The 25,103-nt window shown below is 31.2% G+C and carries 21 protein-coding genes; 13 read left to right on the plus strand and 8 right to left on the minus strand.

The window, feature by feature from the left end:
* Window positions 1-20: 20 nt before the first annotated feature.
* The 6 genes from trxA to ACOQN8_RS06410 all read left to right on the plus strand — a co-directional run bounded on the left by trxA (window position 21) and on the right by ACOQN8_RS06410 (window position 10,408).
* The gene (gene trxA / locus ACOQN8_RS06385; protein ID WP_420552057.1) at window positions 21-380 is read left to right on the plus strand and encodes a thioredoxin; all 360 of its coding nucleotides are present in this window, start codon (window positions 21-23) and stop codon (window positions 378-380) included.
* Between the two features lie 282 nt (window positions 381-662).
* Entirely contained in the window at window positions 663-1,634 is a 972-nt protein-coding gene (locus ACOQN8_RS06390; protein WP_150898006.1) for a ribonucleotide-diphosphate reductase subunit beta, read from the plus strand.
* A 171-nt stretch (window positions 1,635-1,805) separates the two neighbouring features.
* Window positions 1,806-4,193, plus strand: coding sequence for a ribonucleoside-diphosphate reductase subunit alpha (locus tag ACOQN8_RS06395; RefSeq protein WP_420552058.1), 2,388 nt, complete (start codon window positions 1,806-1,808; stop codon window positions 4,191-4,193).
* Window positions 4,194-4,276: 83 nt separating this feature from the next.
* Complete coding sequence (locus tag ACOQN8_RS06400) at window positions 4,277-5,614, plus strand: deoxyguanosinetriphosphate triphosphohydrolase (RefSeq protein ID WP_420552812.1); 1,338 nt, start codon at window positions 4,277-4,279, stop codon at window positions 5,612-5,614.
* Window positions 5,615-5,729: 115 nt separating this feature from the next.
* On the plus strand, window positions 5,730-9,704 hold the full coding sequence (locus ACOQN8_RS06405; RefSeq protein ID WP_420552059.1) for a thrombospondin type 3 repeat-containing protein: 3,975 nt from the start codon (window positions 5,730-5,732) through the stop codon (window positions 9,702-9,704).
* Window positions 9,704-10,408 carry a fibronectin type III domain-containing protein gene (locus ACOQN8_RS06410; protein WP_420552060.1) on the plus strand — a complete coding sequence of 235 codons (705 nt, stop codon included), beginning with the start codon at window positions 9,704-9,706 and terminating at the stop codon, window positions 10,406-10,408. The genes ACOQN8_RS06405 and ACOQN8_RS06410 overlap by 1 nt, the downstream gene beginning before the upstream one ends.
* 55 nt (window positions 10,409-10,463) lie before the next feature.
* On the opposite strand, the gene ACOQN8_RS06415 is transcribed toward ACOQN8_RS06410, so the two are convergent.
* Window positions 10,464-11,033 carry a DUF3109 family protein gene (locus ACOQN8_RS06415; protein ID WP_420552061.1) on the minus strand — a complete coding sequence of 190 codons (570 nt, stop codon included), beginning with the start codon at window positions 11,031-11,033 and terminating at the stop codon, window positions 10,464-10,466.
* Window positions 11,034-11,142: 109 nt separating this feature from the next.
* On the opposite strand from ACOQN8_RS06415, the gene ACOQN8_RS06420 reads away from it, so the two are divergent.
* The 3 genes from ACOQN8_RS06420 to ACOQN8_RS06430 are packed head-to-tail and all read left to right on the plus strand — an operon-like array spanning window position 11,143 to window position 13,506.
* Window positions 11,143-11,724, plus strand: coding sequence for a MarC family protein (locus tag ACOQN8_RS06420; protein WP_272150953.1), 582 nt, complete (start codon window positions 11,143-11,145; stop codon window positions 11,722-11,724).
* Window positions 11,725-12,342: an FAD-dependent oxidoreductase gene (locus ACOQN8_RS06425; protein ID WP_420552062.1), complete on the plus strand. Its 618-nt coding sequence runs from the start codon at window positions 11,725-11,727 to the stop codon at window positions 12,340-12,342. It abuts the gene before it with no gap.
* An 18-nt stretch (window positions 12,343-12,360) separates the two neighbouring features.
* A complete protein-coding gene (locus ACOQN8_RS06430; RefSeq protein WP_420552063.1) occupies window positions 12,361-13,506 on the plus strand; it encodes an endonuclease in 1,146 nt (381 codons plus the stop codon).
* An 11-nt stretch (window positions 13,507-13,517) separates the two neighbouring features.
* On the opposite strand, the gene ACOQN8_RS06435 is transcribed toward ACOQN8_RS06430, so the two are convergent.
* A complete protein-coding gene (locus ACOQN8_RS06435) occupies window positions 13,518-14,195 on the minus strand; it encodes a LytR/AlgR family response regulator transcription factor (protein ID WP_420552064.1) in 678 nt (225 codons plus the stop codon).
* Window positions 14,196-14,201: 6 nt separating this feature from the next.
* Entirely contained in the window at window positions 14,202-14,873 is a 672-nt protein-coding gene (locus ACOQN8_RS06440) for a sensor histidine kinase (protein ID WP_420552065.1), read from the minus strand.
* Window positions 14,874-15,355: 482 nt separating this feature from the next.
* On the opposite strand from ACOQN8_RS06440, the gene ACOQN8_RS06445 reads away from it, so the two are divergent.
* Window positions 15,356-16,243 carry a tetratricopeptide repeat protein gene (locus tag ACOQN8_RS06445; protein WP_420552066.1) on the plus strand — a complete coding sequence of 296 codons (888 nt, stop codon included), beginning with the start codon at window positions 15,356-15,358 and terminating at the stop codon, window positions 16,241-16,243.
* A gap of 18 nt (window positions 16,244-16,261) precedes the next feature.
* Window positions 16,262-16,648 (plus strand): DUF1573 domain-containing protein, encoded by a 387-nt coding sequence (locus ACOQN8_RS06450; protein ID WP_420552067.1) that lies wholly within the window; start codon window positions 16,262-16,264, stop codon window positions 16,646-16,648.
* A gap of 80 nt (window positions 16,649-16,728) precedes the next feature.
* Here ACOQN8_RS06450 and ACOQN8_RS06455 read toward each other — a convergent pair whose 3' ends face one another.
* From ACOQN8_RS06455 to ACOQN8_RS06475, 5 genes are all read right to left on the minus strand, one after another.
* Entirely contained in the window at window positions 16,729-17,832 is a 1,104-nt protein-coding gene (locus ACOQN8_RS06455; protein ID WP_420552068.1) for a TFIIB-type zinc ribbon-containing protein, read from the minus strand.
* Window positions 17,833-17,905: 73 nt separating this feature from the next.
* Entirely contained in the window at window positions 17,906-19,039 is a 1,134-nt protein-coding gene (locus ACOQN8_RS06460; protein ID WP_420552069.1) for an SPFH domain-containing protein, read from the minus strand.
* 125 nt (window positions 19,040-19,164) lie between these two features.
* Complete coding sequence (locus tag ACOQN8_RS06465) at window positions 19,165-19,911, minus strand: succinate dehydrogenase/fumarate reductase iron-sulfur subunit (protein ID WP_420552070.1); 747 nt, start codon at window positions 19,909-19,911, stop codon at window positions 19,165-19,167.
* Between the two features lie 9 nt (window positions 19,912-19,920).
* Window positions 19,921-21,936 carry a fumarate reductase/succinate dehydrogenase flavoprotein subunit gene (locus ACOQN8_RS06470; RefSeq protein WP_420552071.1) on the minus strand — a complete coding sequence of 672 codons (2,016 nt, stop codon included), beginning with the start codon at window positions 21,934-21,936 and terminating at the stop codon, window positions 19,921-19,923.
* A gap of 12 nt (window positions 21,937-21,948) precedes the next feature.
* Window positions 21,949-22,626, minus strand: a complete 678-nt coding sequence (locus ACOQN8_RS06475) for a succinate dehydrogenase cytochrome b subunit (RefSeq protein ID WP_150897991.1) — start codon at window positions 22,624-22,626, stop codon at window positions 21,949-21,951.
* Between the two features lie 224 nt (window positions 22,627-22,850).
* On the opposite strand from ACOQN8_RS06475, the gene ACOQN8_RS06480 reads away from it, so the two are divergent.
* Window positions 22,851-23,957 carry a type 1 glutamine amidotransferase domain-containing protein gene (locus tag ACOQN8_RS06480; protein ID WP_420552072.1) on the plus strand — a complete coding sequence of 369 codons (1,107 nt, stop codon included), beginning with the start codon at window positions 22,851-22,853 and terminating at the stop codon, window positions 23,955-23,957.
* A 234-nt stretch (window positions 23,958-24,191) separates the two neighbouring features.
* A complete protein-coding gene (locus ACOQN8_RS06485; RefSeq protein ID WP_420552073.1) occupies window positions 24,192-25,100 on the plus strand; it encodes a helix-turn-helix domain-containing protein in 909 nt (302 codons plus the stop codon).
* The last annotated feature ends 3 nt before the right edge of the window (window positions 25,101-25,103 follow it).

Consider the following 25,103-nt stretch of genomic DNA (forward strand, 5'->3'; position numbering starts at 1 on the left):
ATTAGTGAAAAATTACAATAATGACAGAAAACTTAACAAAAGAAACATTTTTTAAAAAAGTGTTCAATTACGAAGAGAATAAAGAGTGGAAATTTGAAGGAGATAAACCAGCATTGATAGATTTTTATGCAGATTGGTGTGGGCCATGTAAAGCATTAGCTCCAGTTTTAGAAGTATTAAGTGAAGAATATGAAGGGAAAATAGATATTTATAAAATAAACACTGAAGAGCAACAAGAATTATCAGCAGCGTTTGGAATTCGTAGTATTCCATCAATGTTATTTTGTCCTATGGGAGAAGAGCCTCAAATGGCTCATGGAGCCCTCCCTCAAAAACAGATAGAACAAATTATAAAAGACGTTTTAAAAGTTGAAAAATAAAAATTAAAAGTGATGCAAAAAGCATCACTTTTTTTATAGAAAAAACCAAAATAAGAAACTCAGTGATTATCACTACGGAAGCTGTTTTTAAGTTTTTAAGTTGTTGTTTTTAAGTGTTTTGTAAAAATTAGAAATTGACGTTTTTTTTCGAAAAAAAGTCAATTTGTTAAAAACTTCAAGGGATTTGTGAATAAGTATCGCTTTCAATTTTTAGCAATTTTTTGAATCTTTGTTTTATCCCTCAAGAAGACAAAATAACACATAAAATTTAGCTCAAAAAGAATGGCTGTCACTGAACCAATTTTACAGGAAAATAAAGATAGATTTGTAATTTTTCCAATCCAACATAATGATTTATGGGAATGGTATAAAAAACAGCAGGCTTGTTTCTGGACAGCCGAAGAAATCGATTTACATTCCGATTTAAATGATTGGAATAAAAAATTGACAGACGATGAGCGTTACTTTATAAAACATATTTTAGCCTTTTTTGCAGCTTCTGATGGTATCGTAAACGAAAACTTAGCAGAAAACTTTGTAAATGAAGTTCAGTATTCTGAGGCAAAGTTTTTTTACGGTTTTCAGATAATGATGGAGAATATTCATTCAGAAACTTATTCATTATTAATAGATACTTATGTAAAAGATGAGGAAGAAAAAGATAGATTATTTAAAGCTATAGAGGTTTTTCCAGCAATCAAGAAAAAAGCTGAATGGGCATTAAAATGGATAGAATCTGATTCGTTTGCAGAAAGATTAATTGCATTTGCAGCGGTTGAAGGTGTTTTCTTTTCAGGTTCATTTTGTTCTATTTTCTGGTTGAAGAAAAGAGGATTGTTACCAGGGTTAACGTTTTCTAATGAGTTAATTTCTAGAGATGAAGGAATGCACTGTGATTTTGCAGTTCATTTACATAACCACCATATAGTTAATAAAGTACCAAAAGAGCGTATTCGAGAAATAATTATAGACGCTCTTTCTATTGAAAGAGAGTTTATTACAGAATCTTTACCTGTAAGTTTAATTGGTATGAATGCTAAGTTAATGACTCAGTATTTAGAATATGTAACTGATAGGTTATTATTAGAATTTGGTTGTGAAAAAGAATATAATGTGTCGAATCCATTCGATTTTATGGAAATGATTTCGTTAGAAGGAAAGACAAACTTCTTTGAGAAAAGAGTATCAGAGTACCAAAAAGCTGGTGTATCATCAGGAGGTACAGGAGATATCAGTTTCGATGCTGATTTCTAATAAAATATAAATACTGCTAACCCCTACATGCGGTAATTTTTTGCAAAAGCACATTTTGTGCTTTTGCACCATAAGGTTTCCCCTAAGAAACAAAATTATTTTAACAAACATGAGTTACTATTATATAGTGCTATAGTAACTTTATTAACAAATTTAAAAACCAGTAAGAATATGTATGTAGTAAAAAGAGACGGCAGAAAAGAGCCTGTGATGTTCGATAAAATCACAGCGAGGGTTAGAAAAATGTGTTATGGATTAAACAAAATTGTTGATCCAGTAAAAGTAGCAATGCGAGTTATTGAAGGTTTGTATGATGGGGTAACTACTTCTGAATTAGATAATTTAGCTGCTGAAATTGCTGCTACTATGACTACAGCTCACCCAGATTATGCAAAATTAGCTGCAAGAATAGCCGTATCTAACTTACATAAAAACACAAAGAAATCTTTTTCTGATACGATGACTGATTTGTATGAATACATCAATCCTCGTACAGGAAATAAAGCACCATTGTTAGCAGATGATGTATATGAAATCATCATGAAAAATGCTGATAAATTAGACTCAACTATTATTTATAGTCGTGATTTTAATTATGATTATTTCGGTTTTAAAACCTTAGAAAGATCATATTTGTTAAAGTTAAATGGTAACATTGTTGAGCGTCCACAACAAATGTTAATGCGTGTTTCTATTGGAATTCATAAAGAAGATATTGATGAGGCTATTGCTACATACGAATTAATGAGTAAAAAATATTTTACTCATGCAACGCCAACCTTATTCAATGCTGGAACACCAAAACCACAAATGTCTTCATGCTTTTTACTACAAATGCAAGACGATAGTATCGACGGTATTTATGATACATTAAAACAAACAGCAAAAATTTCACAATCTGCTGGAGGTATTGGTTTGTCTATACATAATATTCGTGCTACAGGAAGTTATATAGCAGGAACCAATGGTACATCAAATGGTATCGTTCCAATGTTACGTGTATTTAACGATACAGCTAGATATGTAGATCAAGGAGGAGGAAAGCGTAAAGGTTCTTTTGCTATGTATTTAGAGCCTTGGCATGCAGATATTTATGATTTCTTAGATTTAAAAAAGAATCATGGTAAAGAAGAAATGCGTGCACGTGATTTATTCTATGCAATGTGGATTTCTGATTTATTCATGAAAAGAGTACAAGAAGATGGAGATTGGACATTAATGTGTCCGCACGAGTGTCCACACTTGTATGATACATATGGAGAAGAGTTTGAGCGTTTATATACAAGCTACGAGGAAGCTGGAAAAGGAAGAAAAACCATTAAAGCTCGTGATTTATGGGAAAAGATATTAGAGTCTCAAATAGAAACAGGTACTCCGTACATGTTATATAAAGATGCTGCTAACCGTAAATCAAACCAGAAGAATTTAGGAACAATTCGTTCTTCAAATTTATGTACAGAGATTATGGAGTATACAGCTGAAGATGAAGTAGCTGTATGTAACTTAGCATCGATAGCTATACCAATGTTTGTTGCTGAGGATGAAAATGGTAATAAATTCTTTGATCACGACAGATTATTTGAAGTAACTAAAAAAGTAATTAGAAACTTAGATACAGTAATTGATCGTAACTATTATCCAGTAGTAGAGGCAGAAAATTCAAACATGCGTCACCGTCCAGTAGGATTAGGAATCCAAGGATTGGCAGATGCTTTTATTATGTTACGTATGCCATTTACATCGGATGAAGCAAAAAAATTAAATCAAGAAATTTTTGAAACATTATACTTTGCTTCGGTAACTTCATCTATGGAGGTAGCAAAAGTAAAAGGAGCATACTCTACTTATGAAGGATCACCAATGTCTCAAGGAGAATTCCAATACAATATGTGGGGAGTTAATGATGATGAATTAAGTGGTCGTTGGGATTGGAAAGCCTTACGTAAAGAAGTTAAGAAACATGGAGTACGTAATTCTTTATTAGTTGCACCTATGCCAACAGCTTCTACATCGCAGATTTTAGGAAATAATGAAGCTTTTGAACCGTATACTTCTAATATTTATACACGTAGAGTATTATCCGGAGAGTTTATCGTAGTAAACAAACATTTACTAGAAGATTTAGTAGAGTTAGATTTATGGGATAATAATATGAAGGAAGATATTATGCGTGCTAATGGATCTATCCAACATATTGAAGTAATACCACAAGATTTAAAAGACTTGTATAAGACTGTTTGGGAAATGAGTATGAAAGATATTATTGATATGGCTCGTCAAAGAGGGTATTTTATCGATCAATCTCAATCGTTAAACTTATTTATGAAAGACCCTGATTTTGGAAAATTAACATCAATGCATTTCTATGCTTGGAAGTCTGGTTTAAAAACTGGAATGTATTATTTACGTACAAAATCGGCAGTTAATGCGAAGCAATTCACATTAAATATAGAAAAGAAAGAAGAAGATAAGCCAATGAGCCCAGAAGAATTTAAGGCAATGGTAGATGCTTCTAAAAATGCAGAAGGACCAGACGATTGTTTAATGTGTGGTTCTTAAACACTAGGATTAAATTAAAAGTGATAAAGAGAAGTCGAAAGGCTTCTCTTTTTTAGTATTTTCGAAAAAATTTTATTCAAATGATGAACTGGGAACAATTACTTTCTTTAAAACGTTTTGGTGATACACAAAAACGAGAACGAATAAAACAAGACGAGACGCGTCTAGGCTTTGAAGTAGATTTTGATAGAATTATATTTTCATCAGCATTTCGTAGTCTTCAAGATAAAACACAGGTAATTCCACTTTCAAAAACCGATTTTGTACATACCAGGTTAACCCATAGTTTAGAAGTGTCTGTAGTTGGTAGAACGCTTGGTCGTAGAGTAGGTAAGATATTATTAGAAAGACACCCAAATCTAAAAGAATTAGGATATACTTTTAATGATTTTGGAGCAATTGTGGCAGCAGCTTCTGTAATGCACGATATAGGAAATCCGCCTTTTGGGCATTCAGGAGAAAAAGCAATAGGAGAATACTTTAAAACAGGAAAAGGACTTCAATACAAAGAAAAACTTACAGAAAAAGAGTATCAAGATATAATTGATTTTGAAGGTAATGCAAATGGTTTTAAAATCTTAACAGAGAGTAATCAAGGAACAGAAGGAGGTTTGCGACTATCCTATGCTACTTTAGGAGCTTTTATGAAGTATCCAAAAGAAAGCTTACCTAAAAAACCAACCAAGCACATAGTTGATAAAAAATATGGCTTTTTTCAATCAGAAAAAGAAGCCTTTTTAGATGTAGCTAATGATTTAGGTTTAAAGAAAAAAGAAAGTGATGGAATGTCATATTATCGACATCCATTGGCGTATTTAGTAGAAGCTGCAGACGATATTTGTTATACAATTATTGATTTTGAAGATGGAATAAATCTAGGGTTAATAGATGAAGACTATGCTTTAGAGTATATGATTAAGTTAGTAAAAAATACTATCGATATTAAAAAATACCACTCACTTCAACATAAAAAAGATAGAGTAAGTTATTTAAGAGCTTTAGCTATTGGTGTATTAATTAACGAAGCAATTGATATTTTCTTAGAAAATGAAGAAGAGATATTAAATGGAACGTTTGATAAATCGTTGTTAGATAAATGTAGGTTTGAAGCACAAATTAATGATATTATAAAAATTAGTGTTGAAAAAATTTATCGTAGTAAAGAAGTGATAGAGAAAGAAGTAGCAGGTTATAAGATTATTGCTGATTTGTTAGACGTATTTGTTACAGCTCTTAACAATAAGTTTAAAGGAAACCAGTCAAACTATGATAAATTAGTGTTGAATTTACTTCCTAAAGAGTATCAACAAGAAAGAGAAAAATTATATGATAGAATTATGCAAATAGCTAGCTATGTATCTGGTTTATCGGATGGTTTTGCAATAAGATTGTATCAAAAAATCAAAGGAAATGTTGTTTAAACGACTGTTAAAGTTCAGTTTTTATGTTAAATTATTCAATATATTAGCTTTTTTTTAAGAAAACGGTAGGGAAAAACTAGCCATACCTGTTATATGTGTTACTAATAACTTTATTATGAATAAAAAAATACTTTTTTTTAGCTTACTACTTGTAGTAGCTTTAGGCGGTGTTGTTTTTAAGTCTTTGGATAAGAAGGAATCCAAAGTGGAGAAACTAAGAAAACAGCATGCAGAATTTTTAAAAAATCATCCTTACCAAAAAACAGGTGAGTTGCCAAAGAAACAAAGAAAGGCACAAGGTTTACCACCAAATGCTTACTTTGAACAAAAATATTTAAGCGAAATAAGTCCAATTACTGGTAAAACGCATAAAGAAAATGTATACAAGATTCAAGATCAGTTAAATAAATTGAGAGCTGGACAAAAAGTTCCAGGGGAGGCTGATAATCCTTGGGTTGAAAGAGGTCCAGATAATGTTGGAGGTAGAACAAGAGCCTTATTATTTGACCCTAATGATGCTACTAATGAAACTGTATTTGCAGGAGGAGTTAGTGGAGGTTTATGGAAAAACACAAAAATTTCTGTTTCAACTAATAAATGGGAACGTGTTGGTATACCAGAAAACTTAGCTGTTTCATGTATAGCTGTAGATCCTAATAATTCACAAATTTTTTATGTAGGAACTGGAGAAACTTATGTAAATGGTGAGATTAACGGAGATGGTGTATGGAAATCAACAGATGGAGGAACAACTTGGAATAGAATTATAGGAAGAACAATTCAAAGTCCTACAGTTGAATATAACGTAAAGTTAACGGTTAATACTCCAGCTGGTTTAGCAAAAGATTATGCTGCAGTTTTATCTAAAGCTTTTGGAAGCCCTGTTAATGCACCTATAACAAGTGATATAGTATTAGCAACTGATGATAATTCAGACTCTTCAATTACTCCTACTAATGTTAATGATATTTGTGATAACGTTACTAATGCAGCAGAATTAAATGGGAAAATTGCTATAGTTAGAAGAGGAGGATGTAATTTTTCTTTAAAAGCATTAAAAGTTCAACAAGCAGGAGCTAAGGCTATTATTGTTGTAAATAATGAAGATACTGCGCCTTTTAATATGGCAGCAGGTTCAGACGGGCCAAATGTATCAATTCCATCTATAATGATAGGTAAAAATGATGGAGATGCGTTAATCGCAGCTTTAGCTACTGAAACAGTTAATGTTACGTTAACTGCTGGTAATTATGATGTAGTTAATGGTGTAGCAACAGTTTCAGGAATACATCATATTAACGATATAGTTGTTCGTAATAACGGAGGTACATCAGAAGTTTATATTGCTGTAGGAGATGTATTTTATAGACATGGAACAACATCTTTAGGTGGAGATTCAATAGGTGTTTATAAATCTACAGATGGTGCTAACTTCACTAAGTTAGATTTACCTAGAACAAGTACAGGTAATAATTACGAACCAAATAACATTAGATTAGGTTCAGATAACTCTATTTATGTTAGTACAACAAGAAGTTCATCTTTTGGAGATGGAGGAGGAGTAATCCTTAAATCTACAGATGGTACTAACTTTACAGTAAAACATACAGTGCCTGATGGTCTTAGAACAGAAATAGCTACTTCGGCTTCTAACCCAGGAGTAGTATATATTCTTGCTCAACTTGATACAAGTGGATCTAATACAGCTCCAGTAAAAATATTTAAAACTACTAACGATTTTGTAAGTGTTAGTGAATTACCATTACCTGATGATGTAGATAACGGTATTCCTGCAAATGACTTTACTAGAGGACAGTCATTCTATGATTTATTAATAAGAGTAGATCCAAACAACGAAAATACTGTTTATGTTGGAGGTATTGATTTATTTAAAACTACTAACGGAGGTGCTACTTGGGATCAAATATCTAAATGGTCAAATAATAACGACTTAGCTGGTTTATCGGTATCTTTAGTTCACGCAGATCACCATGGATTAGCTTTTGCATCTTCATCTAGAATGGTGTTTGGTAATGACGGAGGAGTTTATTTTTCTAACGATGCCGGTGTTAGTATATCTGCAAGAAATGCAAACTATAATACATTACAGTTCTATACAGTTGGAGTTGCTCCAACAACTGCTTTTGGAGGTGAAGAATACTTTTTAGCAGGAGCGCAAGATAACGGAACTCAATTAGTTATGAATGCTTCAGCTGGAATAAACAGTTCAATTAGAACTTTAGGAGGAGATGGAGCTGCTAGTTTCTTTGATGTAGACGGAACTGATAAGTATCACATTGCGAATTATGTATATAATCAAAGTATTGTTTTATTTGATTATTCTACAAATCAAAGATTAACAATTAATGATGATAATCTTTCTAAAGGAGATTTTATCAATCAAGAAGAGTTAGATTCTAACTTAAATATTTTATACTCAAACTATTCAGAAGGTGCTGGGTATGTAATTAGAAGATACTCTAATATCTTATCAGGAGCGGTTGTTAAAGAATTAATGTTTAATTCATTAATGAATCAAGAGCCTTCTGCATTTAAAGCATCTCCGTACACTACAACTTCAACTACATTATTTGTAGGTCTTAAAAACGGAAGAGTATTAAAAGTAGAAAATGCAAATACAGGTAATGGAACTTGGTCTAATATTACAGGAAGTGGTTTTATAGGATCAGTTTCTGATATCGAATTAGGTAAGTCAGAAAATGAAATTTTTGTTACTATGCACAATTACGGTGTAAAAAGTATATGGTATTCAGCTGATGGAGGAACAAGTTGGGTAAGTAAAGAAGGAAATTTACCAGATATTCCAGTAAAAGCAATTTTACAAAACCCATCTAGTGCAAATGAAGTAATTGTTGGTACTGATTTAGGAGTATGGAAAACAAGTAACTTTAACGCAGCTTCACCATTGTGGACACAATCATACAATGGAATGAGTAATGTACCAGTTTTAGATTTAGATTTACGTGATGATAATACAGTTTTTGCTGCTACGTATGGTAGAGGAGTATTCTCAGGGAAGTTTATTTCAGACCCTAATGGAGATGATGATGGAGATGGTGTTTTAAATGGTGTTGATAACTGTCCTTCTACTGCCAATGCTGATCAAAAAGATTCTGATGGTAACGGAATAGGAGATGTATGTCAAGATACAGACGGAGATGGAATTATAGATATTAATGATAACTGTCCTACAACTGCAAACCCAGATCAAAAAGATTCAGATGGTAACGGAACAGGAGATGCATGTCAAGATACAGATGGAGATGGTGTTATGGATGATAAGGATAACTGTATAAATAAAGCAAATCCAGATCAGAAAGATGGAAATAATGATGGAGTAGGAGACGTTTGTGATACTAGTTATGAAAACCAAAACAACATTTCAATCGAAACTACATCAGAAACTTGTGTTGATCAAAATGATGGAAAAATTACAGTAAATGTTAAGCAAACTTTTGTTAGTTATACAGTAACATTAAACGGTTCAGGTAAAAACGAATCAAAACAATTAACAACTTCTAGTTTAACATTCACTGATTTAGAGCCAGGTTCTTACGAAGTTTGTGTTAAAGTAAATGATAGAGATTACAAGCAATGTTTTGAAATAAATATTGATGAAGCTAGTCCAGTTGCTTTAAAAGTTGCAAAAAACAATCAATCAAAAGATTATACATTTAATGTAAACTCAGGAACAGCTCCTTATAACGTTTATTTAAATGGTAATTTAATAGAAACCTTTAACGTATCAACATTTAGCTTAAGAGTAGAAGGAAGTGGAATTATAGAGGTTAAAACAGCTAAAGCTTGTGAAGGAGTATTTAAAACTTCAATTGATAATATTTTCTTAAGAAAGAATCCAGTTACAGACTTTATTAACTTAATAGTACCTTCTGACAGTCCATCTAGTTTAGATGTATTAGTTTACGATGTTACTGGTAAAGTAGTAATAGATCAAAAAGTGGAAAGACAAGGAAACGAATTATCAATTCCATTTGATAGCTTCAGATCTGGAATTTATATCTTAAAAATAGGTACAGATAAAACAAATACTTTTAAAATCTTAAAATAATGATAAAAGCAATAAAAAATATAGCATTATTTTCAATTCCATTATTCGTTGCTTGTGGAGGAGGAAGTAGCTCAGGCGGAGGCGGAGGAGAAGTAGTTAATGACGCTCCTAGTAAAGTAGATTTAGTATTCCCTACAGAAAACTTATTATGTATTGATAATACGATCACTTTTGATTGGAGTGATGCTACTGATCCTAATAGTGATGCAATAACATATAAGGTTGAAATCTCTAAGAATAGAGATATGACTAATATTGTTAAAACACAAACAGCAAGTACTTCAGAAGTTTCTATTACATTAGACAAAGGAGTAGCTTTTTACTGGCGTGTTACAGCTACAGATAGTAAAGGTAAGTCAGGAGAAGTATCTTCAGTATTCGCTTTTTATACAAAAGGAACAGGAGTTGTTAATGTAGCTCCATTTACAGCTGAATTAACAAGTCCAGCTATGGATAGTTCGGTTTCTGGTACTACTGTTAGTTTAAAATGGAAAGGAGCAGATTCTAATACAGGAGATACATTAAAATATGATGTATATTTTGGGGAAGATGCAGATCCGCAAACAAAAGACGGGTCTCTTTTAACAACAAACACACATGATGTTACTGTTGTTAGTGGAAAAACGTATTACTGGAAAGTAAATACAATTGATGATGCAGGAGCAAAATCAATTGGACAAATATGGAGTTTTAAAGTAAACTAAAATCATATTTGAAGTATATAAATAGAAAGAGGTGATTTTTAAATCACCTCTTTTTTTATTTTGAATTTTTTTCAGCCATTTTTTCTAATTCATCATACCAATTCTGACCAAATCTTCTAACTAAAGCCTGTTTTACAAATTTATAAACAGGTACCTGTAGCTCTTTACCTAAAGAACAAGCATCATCACAAATTTCCCATTTATGATAGTTAACAGCTGAGAACTCGCTATAATCTTTAACACGAACAGGGTATAAGTGGCAAGAAATAGGTTTTTTCCAATTTACAATACCTTGGTTGTATGCTTCTTCAATAGCGCAAAGAGCAGTCCCTTTATCATCAAAAATCACATAAGCACAATCAGCATCATCAATAAGAGGAGTTTCTAGTTCTCCAAAGTCACTTGTAATCCATGTTCCTTGTTTTTCAATAGCATCAATACCTTCTTTACGAAGAAAAGGCTTTACTTTAGGGTATATGTCTTCTAAAATTTTAGTTTCTTCTTCTATTAATGGCGCACCTGCATCACCATCAATACAACAAGCACCTTTGCATGCCGATAAATTACAAACAAAGTCTTTTTCTATAAGGTCTTCTGAAACGATGGTCTTTCCTAATTGAAACATAAAAGATATTTAAAGTTGGAAGTTTATGTTAACTTCACGTAAATTTAAATGCAAAAATACTAGATTGTAACATTACTTATCTAATTTTGCACCTGAAAAACATCATAATATGAATTTTAACTTAAAAGAAATTTTTACTGCTTTCATGGTATTGTTTGCAGTAATCGATATTATTGGAAACATTCCTATTATTATTGATTTACGTAAGAAAGTAGGTCATATTCAATCAGAAAAAGCCTCAGTAATAGCAGGTTTTATTATGATTTTATTCTTATTCGTAGGAGAACGATTGTTGAGTTTAATTGGGATAGACGTACATTCTTTTGCTGTAGCAGGAGCTTTTATTTTATTCTTTATAGCTTTAGAAATGATTTTAGGAATTACGTTGTACAAAGAAGACGAAGATGAAACATTAACAGCAACTGTTTTTCCTCTTGCATTTCCATTAATAGCTGGTCCAGGTAGTTTAACTACACTTTTATCTTTACGAGCTGAATTTCATATAGGAAATATTATTGTTGCGGTTTTACTAAATGTATTAGTTATTTACATCGTGCTAAAAACATCTTCTAAAATTGAAAAAATGATAGGTAATAATGGAATAAAGATAATTAGAAAGATTTTTGGTGTAATTTTATTAGCAATTGCTGTAAAATTATTTGCAACAAACATAAAAGTATTATTAGCATAAATGATTTTTGACGTTTTAATTATTGGAGGAGGAGTTGCAGGTATGCAATGTGCATTAGTGCTAGGGTCTGCTCAAAATAAAGAATATAGTAAGGATAAAAAAGTAGGGGTTATCTTACATCAACGATCTTCTCATTTACAAAATGCCTTATTCAATAATGTTTTAGGGTTAGCTCCCGGAACTTTAGGAAAAGATATATTAACTGAAGGAAAAGAACAATTAAAAACTCAATACCCAGCTATTTCACAGCTAGAAAATGAAAAAGTAATTGCTGTTTTAGATGATAAAGATGGAATATATAAAGTGATTACCAATAAGAATGAATATTTAAGTAAAAATGTGGTAGTCGCGTTAAATTATTCAAAACCCTTTGAAATAGCAGGTTTAGAGCAGTATATTGAACCACATATGCGTGCTAATGCTATGAAAGACAGAATACAATTACGTAATTTTAACCATCTAATAAAAAAAGGTTTGTATGTTTGCGGAACTTTAGCTGGATGGCGTAGTCAATTTGCCATTGCTGCAGGTAGTGGAGCAAGTGTAGCTACTGATATATTAACAGAATGGAATGATAATATACCAACTAAAGTACACGATAAAATAATAACAAAGTAAATTTAAATAGTACATAGAATGATGAAAAGAATATTAATGTTAGGGTTTATAACCTTTTTATATATTAATTGTGGAGGAAATGATAGTGAAGTAATAACAGAACCAGATGATAAAGTTACTGCAGTAAACGATTCTTATCAAGGTGAAGAAAATACAGCAAAAGTTATCTCTGATTTCTTATCTAACGATACTTACAAACAAGGTAATGTTAAGATAACAGTTGAATCTACTTCATTAAAGAACGGAACAATAACGCAAAGCGGAAGTAACTTTACCTATACTCCAGCTAAAGATTTTGTAGGTAACGATTCTTTCAAATATACAATATGTAGTACGATTACAACATCGAGTTGTTCTACAGCTACTATTACTGTTACAGTAAAAGCTTCTACTGGTAATTCTAATAATTCAGGAAATTTCAATATACCTTCATCATTAACTAGTTATTATAACGATGTAAACTTTAATTTAACAGGGTCGTCATTAAAGGATGCTTTAGCAACAAAGGTATCAAGTACACATGCTACAAATTTGGAATATACTCCAGGTGTTTGGAATGTGTTAAAGCAATCAGATTTAGATCCAACTGATAATACTAAAGTTCTTTTAGTTTATGGGTATGATGATAATGATGGTAGTGCTGTAAATGATAGATCTCGTGGTAAGGATAAAAATGGAGGTAATTCTGGAGATTGGAATAGAGAACATGTTTATCCAAGATCTTTAGGAACTCCTAATTTAGGAAGTACTGGACCTGGGTCTGATGCACATCACTTAAGACCATCAGATGTAACTTTTAATTCTCAAAGAGGAAATAAATTATTTGCTGCTGGATCAGGTAATGCTAAGGATGTATCTGGAAACTGGTATCCTGGTGAAGAATGGCAAGGTGATGTAGCTCGTATGATAATGTATATGTATTTACGTTATGGTAACCAATGTTTACCTAAAAATGTAATCGTAGGTGATACGAATTCATCTGATAATAATATGATTGACTTATTATTACAATGGAATATAGATGATCCAGTATCAGATTTTGAAAAAACACGTAATAACGTAGTTGCAAATGCGCAAGGAAATAGAAATCCATTAATTGATAACCCGTATTTAGCTACTGTAATTTGGGGTGGTGGAGATGCTGAAAATACATGGAAGAAATAATAAAATAAAGGCTATTTTAAAATAGCCTTTATACTATTTTTATAAGTCCTTCCTACAGGCAAAGAAATATTATTAATAGATAAACTTGTTCCGGTGAGTTTATCTATTTTTTTTGTGTTTACTATATATGATTTATGAATTTGTAAAAAATGACTCTTTTCTAAAGAATCTCTCCATTTTTTAAGAGAATCAATAATAGTTAGCTTTTTTGAAGTTGTATGAAAAGTAACATAGTTTCTATCAGATTCTAAATACAAGATATCGGAAATGTGTACTTTATGTATTGTTTTATCGATATTTAAAAAAAGTACATTTTCTTGTTTAATCTCTTCACGACTTAAATGCTTTTCAACTTTAGTTATTGCCTTTAAAAAGCGATCAAAAGAAAAGGGTTTTACTAAATAATCAACAATAGTGTCTAATTCAAAACTTGTAACAGCATAATCAGGATATGCGGTAGTAATAACAATTTTTGGTGGGTTTTTAATTGTTTTAATAAAATCTAACCCAGAAATGTCAGGTAAATTAATATCTAAAAAAACGGTATCAACAGTATTATTTTTAAAAAAGCCATTGGCTGATATAGCCGTTTGAAAAGTATCTGTAAGATGAATACCAGGCACTTTTTTAATATAATTTTTTAAAATATTTTGAGCAGGAAGCTCGTCTTCAATAATAATACAGTTCATAGCTTATTAACTTAAATTGAGGTTTAATGTTACCTTAAAAACATCAGAGGAATCAATATCTAATTTATAGTTGTCTTTGTATAATAAATCTAATCGTTTTTTTAAATTTCCTAAACCAATAGTATTATTGTTTTTAATAGTTTTTTTATCAAAGCTATTTGTAGTGATACAAACAAGAGTATTGTTTTTAGCAATAATTTCAATATCAATAACACTATTTACAGAGCTATGTTTAAAAGTATTTTCAATAATAGTTATTAAAAGTAAAGGAGCTATTGTATAAGTATCATTATCAGAGAAAGTACTGTATTTAATTTGCTTCAATCCTTCGGTTCTAATTTTATGAAAAGTAATATAATTGTCTAGAAATTGTATTTCCTTTTGTAGACTTACCTTTTCAGCATTACTTTCATATAATACATGTTTTAAATTATCTGATAGCTTTAAAATTAAATCAGGAGTATTATCAGGTTTTTCTAGCGAATACGAGTAAATAGTATTTAAATTATTAAATAGTACATGTGGATTTATTTGAGATTTTAAAAATTTCAATTCCATAGCAGTTCTTTCCTGTTTTATTTTTTCTACTTCTTCAGATTGATCAATGTATTTGAAAAGAATCCATATAAATGAAAAAAAAAGCAACGGAGTTAAAGTTTGCCATAAGTAATCACTCAAACATTTCATAATAGTACAACCACAGCGAGTAAAAACATTACAATACAATTGTGTTGCTAAAAATGAAATAAGAATAAAAAGTAAAGAATACCAGACATACCACTTCTTTTTGACAAAGTAGGGTAATAAAATTTGATTATTTGTATATACAATAACTACAAGTATAAAAAAGTACTGTAAAAAAGGGTTTTCAGCCCAGTAATATTTTGTAAAAACAAATAGTGAGACAAAAGTAAATAAGACCCAGAAAAGCACATGAATTAAAGCCTCTGTGCTATTTTTTCTATTTAATGTAATCATAGGCTATGTAAGTAAGTAAAAATTCACCATTCAGCAAAAGAATAAGTACGAAAGGCTATTTCATCGGTACGTACTGCATATTATTTTGAATTTATGTTGTTAATACTGTTTTTTAAGCAGTATATACTTCAAGTTTTTTTCTAGAGTAAGAATGAAATAAATTCGGGTATAATTCAAAAAAAATGAAAAAAATATTACTTGGTAGCTTCCTCTTAATTAGCTGTACAATTTGTGCTCAACAGATTAATAAAACTACTTTAGATAGTAAAGGAAGAGTTATGTTGTTAGGAAAAACTAACAAAAAAGCTTTTGAAACAAAAGACTTTTCGTGGTTTCAAAAAAACTATGAAGACTATATCACAAACAAAGATGTAATAAACGAATTTAAAGAGCAATTAAAAGACTATACGATCAAGATTTTTTATGGTAGCTGGTGTGGAGATAGTAAACGAGGAATTCCAAAATTTTATAAAGTATTAGACGAGGCTGGATATGATTTAAAGAATTTAGAAGCTATTGCGGTTGATAGAAAGCCTGAGGCATACAAAGCATCACCTAATGGTGAAGAAAAAGGATTGAATATTCACAGAGTACCTACTTTTATTTTTTATAAGAATAATAGAGAGGTTGGAAGAATTGTTGAATCTCCAAAGCAAGATTATGAAAGAGATATGCTTGCTATTACTCAAGGAAAAAGATATGCACCACAATATATCGTAGCAGAAAACTTACATAGTTTAATGAACTTTAAATCTTTAGAAGACCTAAAGAAAGAGGAAGAAAAATTAATAGTTTCTTTTGCTGAGTTTACAAAGGGGAGCAGAGAGTTAAATACTTTTGGATATAAGCTATTGCGTTCTAAGCAAATAGAAAAAGCCTTATTTGTATTTCAATTAAACACAAAGATGTATCCATATAAATACAACGTTTTTGATAGTTTGGGAGAAGCTTATTACACAAATAAAAACTATGAAAAGTCGCTGCAAAGTTATCAGAAGGTTTTAAAACTAAAACCGAATGATGAAAATGCTATTGAAATGATTGAAAAAATAAAGAAAGAAATGATTTAATAATTTAAAACAGAAAATATGAGAACAATTTTACCTTTTTTAGTGCTTTGTTTTATTGGAGTAACAATGAATGCGCAAGAGTTTAAGTTTGTAACTGAATCTATAGATTACGGAAAAATAAGTCAAGGATCAGAAGGAACAAGGACATTTGAATTTACCAATATAGGAGATGCGCCTTTAATTATAACTGGAGTTCAATCTACTTGTGGTTGTGCCATACCGAAAAAACCAGAAAAACCAATTATGCCTGGTGAAAAAGGACAAATACAAGTTTCTTATGATACTTCAAGAATGGGAGGATTTTCAAAGGCTGTTACTATTATATCAAATGCTAAACAATCGAGAAAAATGATAAAGATTAAAGGGTTTGTTAGTAAAGAGAAACTTAATAAAGAAAAAGTTTAATTTACTGTTTGTAGAAAACCGAGTTGATTTCAACTCGGTTTTTAATTTTTATAAATGATTTATATTTTGAATACCTCGTTTTATTTTTCAGAAAAAACGATAATTAGACCAATAATTGTAAGTATAAATAAACATAAGAAAAATATTTTCCAGAAAGAATAAGGTCTATTCCCTGAAATCTTACCAGTTTGACCATTTACATAAAAATGATACTTTTTACTATTAAATAAATAAGAAGAGATATAAACTGGTAATAATATATGCTTAAATGTTTCTTCAGAAAGCGTCATGTCTAAAGTGCTTACACGCTGTGTATCGCCACCAATATCTCTACAAGCCCAATTAGTTGCTATTCTCTCAGCTTCTTGTTTAGATTTTAAATGACCATCCTCTAAAGGTAGTGTATACTTCTCAGTAACAAAACCTGCTAAATATTTAGAATTAAAGGTTTCTAAGGCAGTTAAATCCCAATTAGCTATATTGTTTGGTAAAGAATTGTTTCTTTTCTTAGAAGCGTTAATAAGGGTGTCGTCGATAAAACCGCTAACAGATCCATAAGCTGGTGTCCATCTAGTTTTTCTAACTTGCCTTGTTTTTGTTACACTTTTTCCATTTTCAACAGTATTATAACTTTCAGTTACATAGTAATAATCTCCTCGTTGACCAGTATAATTTGCAAATAATTCAGCATCAAAAGTCCAATAAGGAACATATAAACCTTTTGTTTTTTGTGGATCTAAAGCTGCTTTTTGAAGTTTATTAGGCGCAAACCATAAACTTTTTACCCATTTTCTAAAAATCTCATGAGATTGTTTATGTGTCAATTGAAAAGGAAGCACAGCACCAGGTAAAATCCAATCTTCGTCATAAGCATCTTCTACAACAAGAGGTTGACTACAATATACACAGTGTAAAGATTTATAGTTTTCCTCTATATGTTGATTTGCACCACAAGATTTACAATGCAGCATACTTATTTTTTCAGTATGAGATTGTGCCCCCATTTTTTCTAAATAAGGGTATAGCTCTAGTTCTTCAAATACAGAATCTGTTTTTTCTATTGTTTCTTCATAACCACAATATTCACATTTAATTTCAGAAGAACCAGGTTTATATAGTAATTCAGCACCACAATTAATACATGGTTTTTTTTGTTCAGAATGTTGTATTGTTTCTTGATTCATTGATATTAGAATCATATAAAACTAACCCATTATTAAAGAATAATAGGTTAAGTTCTAATTATAGATTGATATTTTAATTATTTGGTAAAGGTGGAGGTACAGAACCTAATAAGTTTTGTAATTCAGGTACACTTTGTAAGCTGGTCCAATTGGCCATTCCTTGTTTCCAAACTAAGGTTTCAGCGTTTATACTTCTAGTCGCAAATAAATTCTTAAGTGCTTCAAAATTAACAGGTCCAGCTTGCTGACCATTAGCTGCATAATAGTATTGAACTTGATTTGGTAATGGTGGTGGAGTAGCTCCAGTTGAAGCAGGTTGATTTACTGTTTTTGACTGCGTTTGTTGGTTAAATAAGCTTCCCATTTGTTGAGCCATGGCAAAGCCCATTCCCATTCCCATACCAGCACCAGCAGCACCAGATTCGTTAGAAGCAGCGGCTTCCATTGCTTTAGCAGCTTTGAATTTAGCTAACTTATCTAAATCTACTTTATTAAGTCTACTGTATTCAAAAATTTCCTTTTTCAGTTCTTCTGGCATTGAAACATTTTCAATGAAAAACTTTTCTAAGGAAATACCTACTGAATTAAATTCAGGATTCATTACCTCTAAGCAAGTTTCCGACAACTCGTTTGTATTAGCAGCATACAATTCAATCGGTAAATTAGCTTCACCAATAGTATCAGTAAAACGAGTAGAGATTAAACTTTTAAGGTGCTCATTTATTTCATAATTGGTAAAATGGCTATCAGTACCAACAATATCTGTTATAAACTTACCGGCATCGTTAATTTTAAAAGCATAAGTACCAAAAGCTCTTATTTCTACAAAACCAAAACGATCATCGTTTAAAGTAATAGGGTTTTTAGTTCCCCATTTTTCGTCAGTAAACATGCGTGAACTAACAAAATATACTTCAGCTTTAAAAGGGCTGTTAAAACCATATTTCCATCCTTTTAGAGTAGCAAGTATAGGTAAGTTTTGAGTGTTTAAAGTGTAGGTTCCTGGTTTAAAAACATCGGCTAATTGCCCTTCGTTTATAAATACAGCGATTTGCCCTTCTCTTACTACTAATTGAGCACCATTTTTAATTTCATTTTGGTAGCGTTCAAAACGATGAACAATAGTATCATTTGTATTGTCAAGCCATTCAATTATATCAATAAACTCGTGGCTTAATTTCTTTTTAATTTCATCGAAAATTCCCATTTGATTCTTTTTAATAGATTACCTCTACAATATAAGTATTCTTAGCTTATTTTTTGTTACAAGTTTCACCAACAAAAAAACTCAAGCAAATAGCTTGAGTTTTTTAATTTTATATAAGGTATTTTTTATCCTTTTAATGTAGCTTTTATAAACTCTGAGTTCATACGAGCTATATTTTCTAAAGAGATTCCTTTAGGACACTCAATTTCACAAGCACCAGTATTAGTACAGTTACCAAAACCTTCTAAGTCCATTTGAGCTACCATGTTTTTAACACGTTCTGTAGCTTCAACTTGTCCTTGAGGTAATAAAGCATATTGCGAAACTTTAGCACCTACGAATAACATTGCAGATGAATTTTTACAAGTAGCAACACAAGCACCACAACCAATACAAGTAGCAGCATCCATAGCTTTATCTGCAGCTTCCTTAGAAATAGGAATAGCATTCGCATCTTGTGTATTACCAGAAGTGTTTACTGAAATATATCCACCAGCTTGTTGAATACGTTCGAAAGAACTTCTATCAACTACTAAATCTTTAATTACAGGGAATGCAGCTGCTCTCCATGGTTCAATAGTAATCGTATCACCATCTTTAAACATACGCATGTGTAACTGGCAAGTAGTTACACCACGGTCAGGACCATGAGCTTCACCATTAATATACATTGAACACATACCGCAAATTCCTTCACGACAGTCATGGTCAAATGCAACAGGCTCTTCACCTTTATTAATTAATTGTTCGTTTAATACATCCATCATTTCTAAGAAAGACATATGCTCAGAAATATCGGTCACTTTATAATCGACCATTTTTCCTTTATCACTTGCGCCTTTTTGACGCCAAATTTTAAGTGTTAAATTCATAATACTATCTTATTTGTATGAACGTTGTTTTAATTCAATATCGTTAAATTCTAATTCTTCTTTGTGTAAAACTGCATCAGCAGGCTCTCCTTTATATTCCCAAGCAGATACGTATGCAAAATTTTTATCGTCACGTTTAGCTTCTCCTTTTTGAGGACCATCTAATTCTACAGATTCTTCTCTAAAGTGACCTCCACAAGATTCTGTTCTGTTTAAGGCATCTTTAGCAAATAATTCTCCTAATTCTAAGAAGTCAGCAACACGACCAGCTTTTTCTAACTCTGGGTTCATTTCGTTTGCACCTCCAGGAACTGTTACATTTTTCCAGAAATCTTCACGTAAAGCTTTAATTTCTGTCATTGCTTCTTTTAAACCTTTTTCGTTACGAGCCATTCCACATTTTTCCCACATAATAACTCCAAGCTTTTTGTGGTAGTAATCTACAGAATGTTCTCCTTTATTGTTTACAAAGAAATCGATACGATCTTTAACAGCTTTTTCAGCTTCGTCAAATTCTTTGGTATCAGTAGGGATTTTTCCAGTACGGATATCTCCCGATAAATAATCACCAATTGTATAAGGTAATACAAAGTAACCATCAGCTAAACCTTGCATTAAAGCAGAAGCTCCTAAACGGTTAGCACCGTGATCAGAGAAATTTGCTTCACCAATAGCATAACAACCATCAATAGTAGTCATTAAGTTATAATCCACCCAAATACCACCCATTGTATAGTGAGTTGCAGGATAAATCATCATTGGTGTTTTATATGGATTGTCATCAACAATCTTCTCATACATTTGGAATAAGTTTCCATATTTAGCCTCAACAATTGCTTCACCTAATTCAGTAACCTTAGCTGCTGAAGGATTTTCAATACCTTTTAATTTAGCTTGCTCTTTACCGTAACGCTCAATTGCCGATTTAAAATCTAAATATACAGCCTCTCCAGTAGCATTTACTCCATAACCAGCATCACAACGCTCTTTTGCAGCACGAGAAGCAACATCACGAGGTACTAAGTTACCAAATGCAGGATATCTTCTTTCTAAGTAATAATCTCTTTCTTCTTCAGACAAATCAGTTGGTTTTTTACGACCTTCTCTAATTGCCATTACATCATCCATATTCTTAGGAACCCAAATTCTACCATCATTACGTAATGATTCAGACATTAACGTTAATTTCGATTGGTAGTCTCCCGAACGAGGAATACATGTTGGGTGAATTTGTGTATAACAAGGATTTGCGAAATACGCTCCTTTTTTATGAATTTTCCATGCAGCAGTAGCGTTAGATCCCATTGCATTAGTTGATAAGAAATATACATTTCCGTATCCACCAGAAGCAATAACTACAGCATGCGCAGAATGACGCTCTATTTCACCAGTAACTAAGTTACGAGCTATAATACCACGTGCTTTTCCGTCAACAATAACTACATCTAACATTTCATGACGATTGAACATTTCAATCTTACCACGAGCTATTTGACGGTTCATTGCTGAATAAGCTCCTAATAATAATTGTTGTCCAGTTTGTCCTTTAGCATAAAAAGTACGAGATACTAATACACCTCCAAACGAACGGTTATCTAATAAACCACCATAATCACGAGCAAAAGGAACACCTTGTGCCACACACTGGTCAATAATATTTGCAGAAACTTCAGCCAAACGATATACGTTTGCTTCACGTGAACGGTAATCTCCTCCTTTTACGGTATCATAAAATAAACGGTAAAAAGAATCCCCATCACCTTGATAGTTTTTAGCAGCATTAATACCTCCTTGTGCAGCAATAGAGTGTGCACGACGAGGTGAATCTTGATAAGCAAATGCTTTTACATTGTATCCTAATTCAGCTAATGTTGCTGAAGCAGAACCACCTGCTAAACCTGTACCAACTACAATTACATCTATTAAACGCTTGTTGGCAGGATTTACTAAGTCAATTTTATCTTTATAAGATGTCCATTTATCTTTTAATGGACCTTTTGGAATTTTTGAATCTAAAGTAGCCATACTTATTAGGTATTAATGATTGAAATGGTGAAATAAAGCAATGATGATGAATCCTACAGGAATACCAATTGCATAAATTTTACTAAATGTTTTCAATCCTTTAGTATATTTATTATTTGCTCCAACTGATTGAAAAGCTGAATTAAAGCCATGTAACAAGTGCATTGCTAAGAATACAAATGCAACAACATAAGCACCAACTCTAATTGGACTTAAAAACTTGTGTTGTAACTCGTGGAAATATCTAAATTCTCCATCGTGTAAACCACTCCAGTCACCTTGAATAAACTTAGTGTTGATTTCTGGAAACCAAAAATCGATAAAGTGTAAAACAACAAAAGCTAAAATAGCTGCACCAGACCAAATCATGTTTCTACTCATCCAAGTAGAATTGGCCGCACCATTATTTTTAGCATAACTTACTTTTCTTGCACTCCAGTTTTTTGCTTCTAATACAAATCCCATTACAAAGTGAAAAATTACACCAAAAATTAAGACAGGTTGCATTACGTATTGTACTAACGCATTAGTCCCCATAAAGTGGGATAACTTGTTAAATGTTGCTCCATTGTCTGGAAAAATTGAAGTAATGTTAATTGCAAAGTGCTGTAATAAGAAAAACATCAAGAAGAACGCCGAAAGTGCCATGGCAAATTTTCTTCCTATCGAAGATTTTAATAATCCCATTATTTTGTTTATTGATTATATTATAATACAAATTTAAGAGCTAAAGGCTACACGGACAAACTTTACGAATTCTTTTCTTAAATATTTAGAATGGGTTTAAATAGAGGCTGTAGTTTCTTAAAAAATAATTGATTAAATAATCTTTTCCTCTGACGAAATTATCATTTACTCAGTCTTTACGGGTTTGTTTATAGTAATTAGCAGCATAATTATTAAAAATAAATACCATGCTTAAAAAATATCCAAAACTAAAATGGACCTTAATTTCAATCCTTAGTTTAGTAATTCTTATTGTTTCTTTTGGACTTTGGTTTATAAATCTTTTACCTCTTGAAGAAATGAAAAAAGATTTAACAAAGAGTAGAGCAGAAAATATTACGTACTTATCTCAAAATGTAATTTCTAATAGAGGGAAAATATTAGCAGTTGTTACCAGTACTAATACGATGGGGAATAGTGGAAAGAGTACAGGGTATGAATTAACTGAATTATCAAGAGCTTATTATGTTTTTAAAGCAAATGGTTTTGAAGTAGATGTAGCAAGTCCGTTAGGAGGAAAACCACCTGTAGTAATAGATAAAGATGATATGAGAGAATTTGATTATGCTTTTTTAAATGACCCAATAGCACAATATAAAACAAGTAATACAATTGCTTTAGATAATGTAATTGCTGACGATTACGAAGCAGTATACTTTGTAGGAGGTAAGGGAGCAATGTTCGATTTTCCAAATAATAAAGCAATTCAAGAAATTGTAAAAAAAATATATCAATCAAGGAAAGTTATAGGAGCAGTTTGTCATGGTCCATCAGCATTAGTAAATGTAACTCTTGATAATGGAACCCATCTATTAGAAAATAAGACTGTAAGTAGTTTTACGAATAAAGAAGAACTGTTGTTAATACCTGATGCAGAATCAATATTTCCATTTCTATTACAAGACAAATTAGTGTCTAAGGGAGCTAAGTTTCATGAAGGAACGATGTATTTAGAAACGATAAGTCACGATAATAATTTAGTTACTGGACAAAACCCATGGTCTACATGGAAACTAGCAGAAACAATGGTGAAACAACTTGGTTATACACCTAAATATAGAAAAATAACAGGAGAAGAGAACGCTGTAAAAGTTTTACAGGTATACGAAAATGAAGGATCCAAAAAAGCAAAAGAGTTAATTGATAAGCTATTAATACGTGAAAATAAATCAATAGATAGATTATTGTTAGCATCTCATAGTGTTATTGCAGGAATGAAAGGAGAGATAGGTCGTTTCTTTGGTTTACTTGGATTAACATCTTATGCTAAAAACAAAGCTAAAAGCAAACTATAAGAAAATATTTTTGATTGTTTTTGAAAGCATGAATCTATATAGAGGTTTGTGCTTTGCTTTTTAGTAAATATTTATAAATTTGATAAAAATATTCTGTTGAGTTTTTTAGAAATACTTCTTGTTATTATTAGTAGTGCCGGCTTATTGCACGGAATCTTATTTGCATTTTACTTATGCCTTTTTAAAAAGAAAAAAACATTAACTAATTTATTATTAGGGTTGATTTTGATTTTTATGGCATTTAGAATAGGAAAATCGGTAATGATGAATTTTGGTGACGATTTGGAACCTATATTTATCTTTGCTGGACTTGCTTTTTTACTATTAATAGGTCCTTTTCTTAGGTGGTACACTTTAGGAATGACTAAGTCAAACTTTAAGTTTTTAAAGACTTATTTTTTAGAGTTAATTCCTTTTTTTCTCGTATTTGTAATGAGTTTTTTTATAACCAAAGAATCATTTGAAAATGATAGAGTAGTTATAATTTTACTTTCAAGTGTACTTCTGTTCATTTATTTACATTTTGCTTTTTATATAGGGTTTTCATGGAAAATATTAAGAGATAAAAGGAGGGAAGTAAAAAATGAAGCACAAACAAAATCGCAAAAAGCGATATTCGACTGGTTAAAGCTAGTTGTTATAGGTTTTGTTGTTATTTGGATTTCCTACTTTTTGAACCTTATTGAAGAATCGGTTCCTTATATTATTGGTCCTATAATGTATTCAGTAATTATTTATTTTCTCAGTTATAAGGCTTTTGAGTTAAAAGCTACAGAAATAGATGGAGATGCATTTAAACTTAATAACGATTTAGTATTATTTAATCAAATATCTAAATTAATTATAGATGATGAGTTGTATTTGAAACCAGATTTAACACTTTCTAAATTAAGTAATTTAATAGGGGAGAGTACACAAAAAACATCATCGATAATTAATGAATATGGAAAACGAAATTTTAATGATTTTATTAATTATTATAGGGTCGAGGAAGCTAAAAAAATGCTGTTAGATTCTAAAAACGAAAAGTTTACCATTTCATCAATAGCGTTTGAAATAGGGTTTGGAAGTTTGTCTTCTTTTAATAGTGCGTTTAAAAAGTTTGAGGGAATAACACCTTCCAATTTCAGAAAAAATAGATAGATT

Source organism: Tenacibaculum aiptasiae, assembly GCF_965221665.1.
In the GTDB taxonomy this organism is placed as follows: domain Bacteria; phylum Bacteroidota; class Bacteroidia; order Flavobacteriales; family Flavobacteriaceae; genus Polaribacter; species Polaribacter aiptasiae.

Bases quoted from the DNA above. Each gene is read 5' to 3' on its own strand.
- trxA (WP_420552057.1), top strand. From the start codon at position 21: ATGACAGAAAACTTAACAAAAGAAACATTTTTTAAAAAAGTGTTCAAT.
- ACOQN8_RS06390 (WP_150898006.1), top strand. From the start codon at position 663: ATGGCTGTCACTGAACCAATTTTACAGGAAAATAAAGATAGATTTGTA.
- ACOQN8_RS06395 (WP_420552058.1), top strand. From the start codon at position 1,806: ATGTATGTAGTAAAAAGAGACGGCAGAAAAGAGCCTGTGATGTTCGAT.
- ACOQN8_RS06400 (WP_420552812.1), top strand. From the start codon at position 4,277: ATGAACTGGGAACAATTACTTTCTTTAAAACGTTTTGGTGATACACAA.
- ACOQN8_RS06405 (WP_420552059.1), top strand. From the start codon at position 5,730: ATGAATAAAAAAATACTTTTTTTTAGCTTACTACTTGTAGTAGCTTTA.
- ACOQN8_RS06410 (WP_420552060.1), top strand. From the start codon at position 9,704: ATGATAAAAGCAATAAAAAATATAGCATTATTTTCAATTCCATTATTC.
- ACOQN8_RS06415 (WP_420552061.1), bottom strand. From the start codon at position 11,033: ATGTTTCAATTAGGAAAGACCATCGTTTCAGAAGACCTTATAGAAAAA.
- ACOQN8_RS06420 (WP_272150953.1), top strand. From the start codon at position 11,143: ATGAATTTTAACTTAAAAGAAATTTTTACTGCTTTCATGGTATTGTTT.
- ACOQN8_RS06425 (WP_420552062.1), top strand. From the start codon at position 11,725: ATGATTTTTGACGTTTTAATTATTGGAGGAGGAGTTGCAGGTATGCAA.
- ACOQN8_RS06430 (WP_420552063.1), top strand. From the start codon at position 12,361: ATGATGAAAAGAATATTAATGTTAGGGTTTATAACCTTTTTATATATT.
- ACOQN8_RS06435 (WP_420552064.1), bottom strand. From the start codon at position 14,195: ATGAACTGTATTATTATTGAAGACGAGCTTCCTGCTCAAAATATTTTA.
- ACOQN8_RS06445 (WP_420552066.1), top strand. From the start codon at position 15,356: ATGAAAAAAATATTACTTGGTAGCTTCCTCTTAATTAGCTGTACAATT.
- ACOQN8_RS06450 (WP_420552067.1), top strand. From the start codon at position 16,262: ATGAGAACAATTTTACCTTTTTTAGTGCTTTGTTTTATTGGAGTAACA.
- ACOQN8_RS06455 (WP_420552068.1), bottom strand. From the start codon at position 17,832: ATGAATCAAGAAACAATACAACATTCTGAACAAAAAAAACCATGTATT.
- ACOQN8_RS06460 (WP_420552069.1), bottom strand. From the start codon at position 19,039: ATGGGAATTTTCGATGAAATTAAAAAGAAATTAAGCCACGAGTTTATT.
- ACOQN8_RS06465 (WP_420552070.1), bottom strand. From the start codon at position 19,911: ATGAATTTAACACTTAAAATTTGGCGTCAAAAAGGCGCAAGTGATAAA.
- ACOQN8_RS06470 (WP_420552071.1), bottom strand. From the start codon at position 21,936: ATGGCTACTTTAGATTCAAAAATTCCAAAAGGTCCATTAAAAGATAAA.
- ACOQN8_RS06480 (WP_420552072.1), top strand. From the start codon at position 22,851: ATGCTTAAAAAATATCCAAAACTAAAATGGACCTTAATTTCAATCCTT.
- ACOQN8_RS06485 (WP_420552073.1), top strand. From the start codon at position 24,192: ATGGCATTTAGAATAGGAAAATCGGTAATGATGAATTTTGGTGACGAT.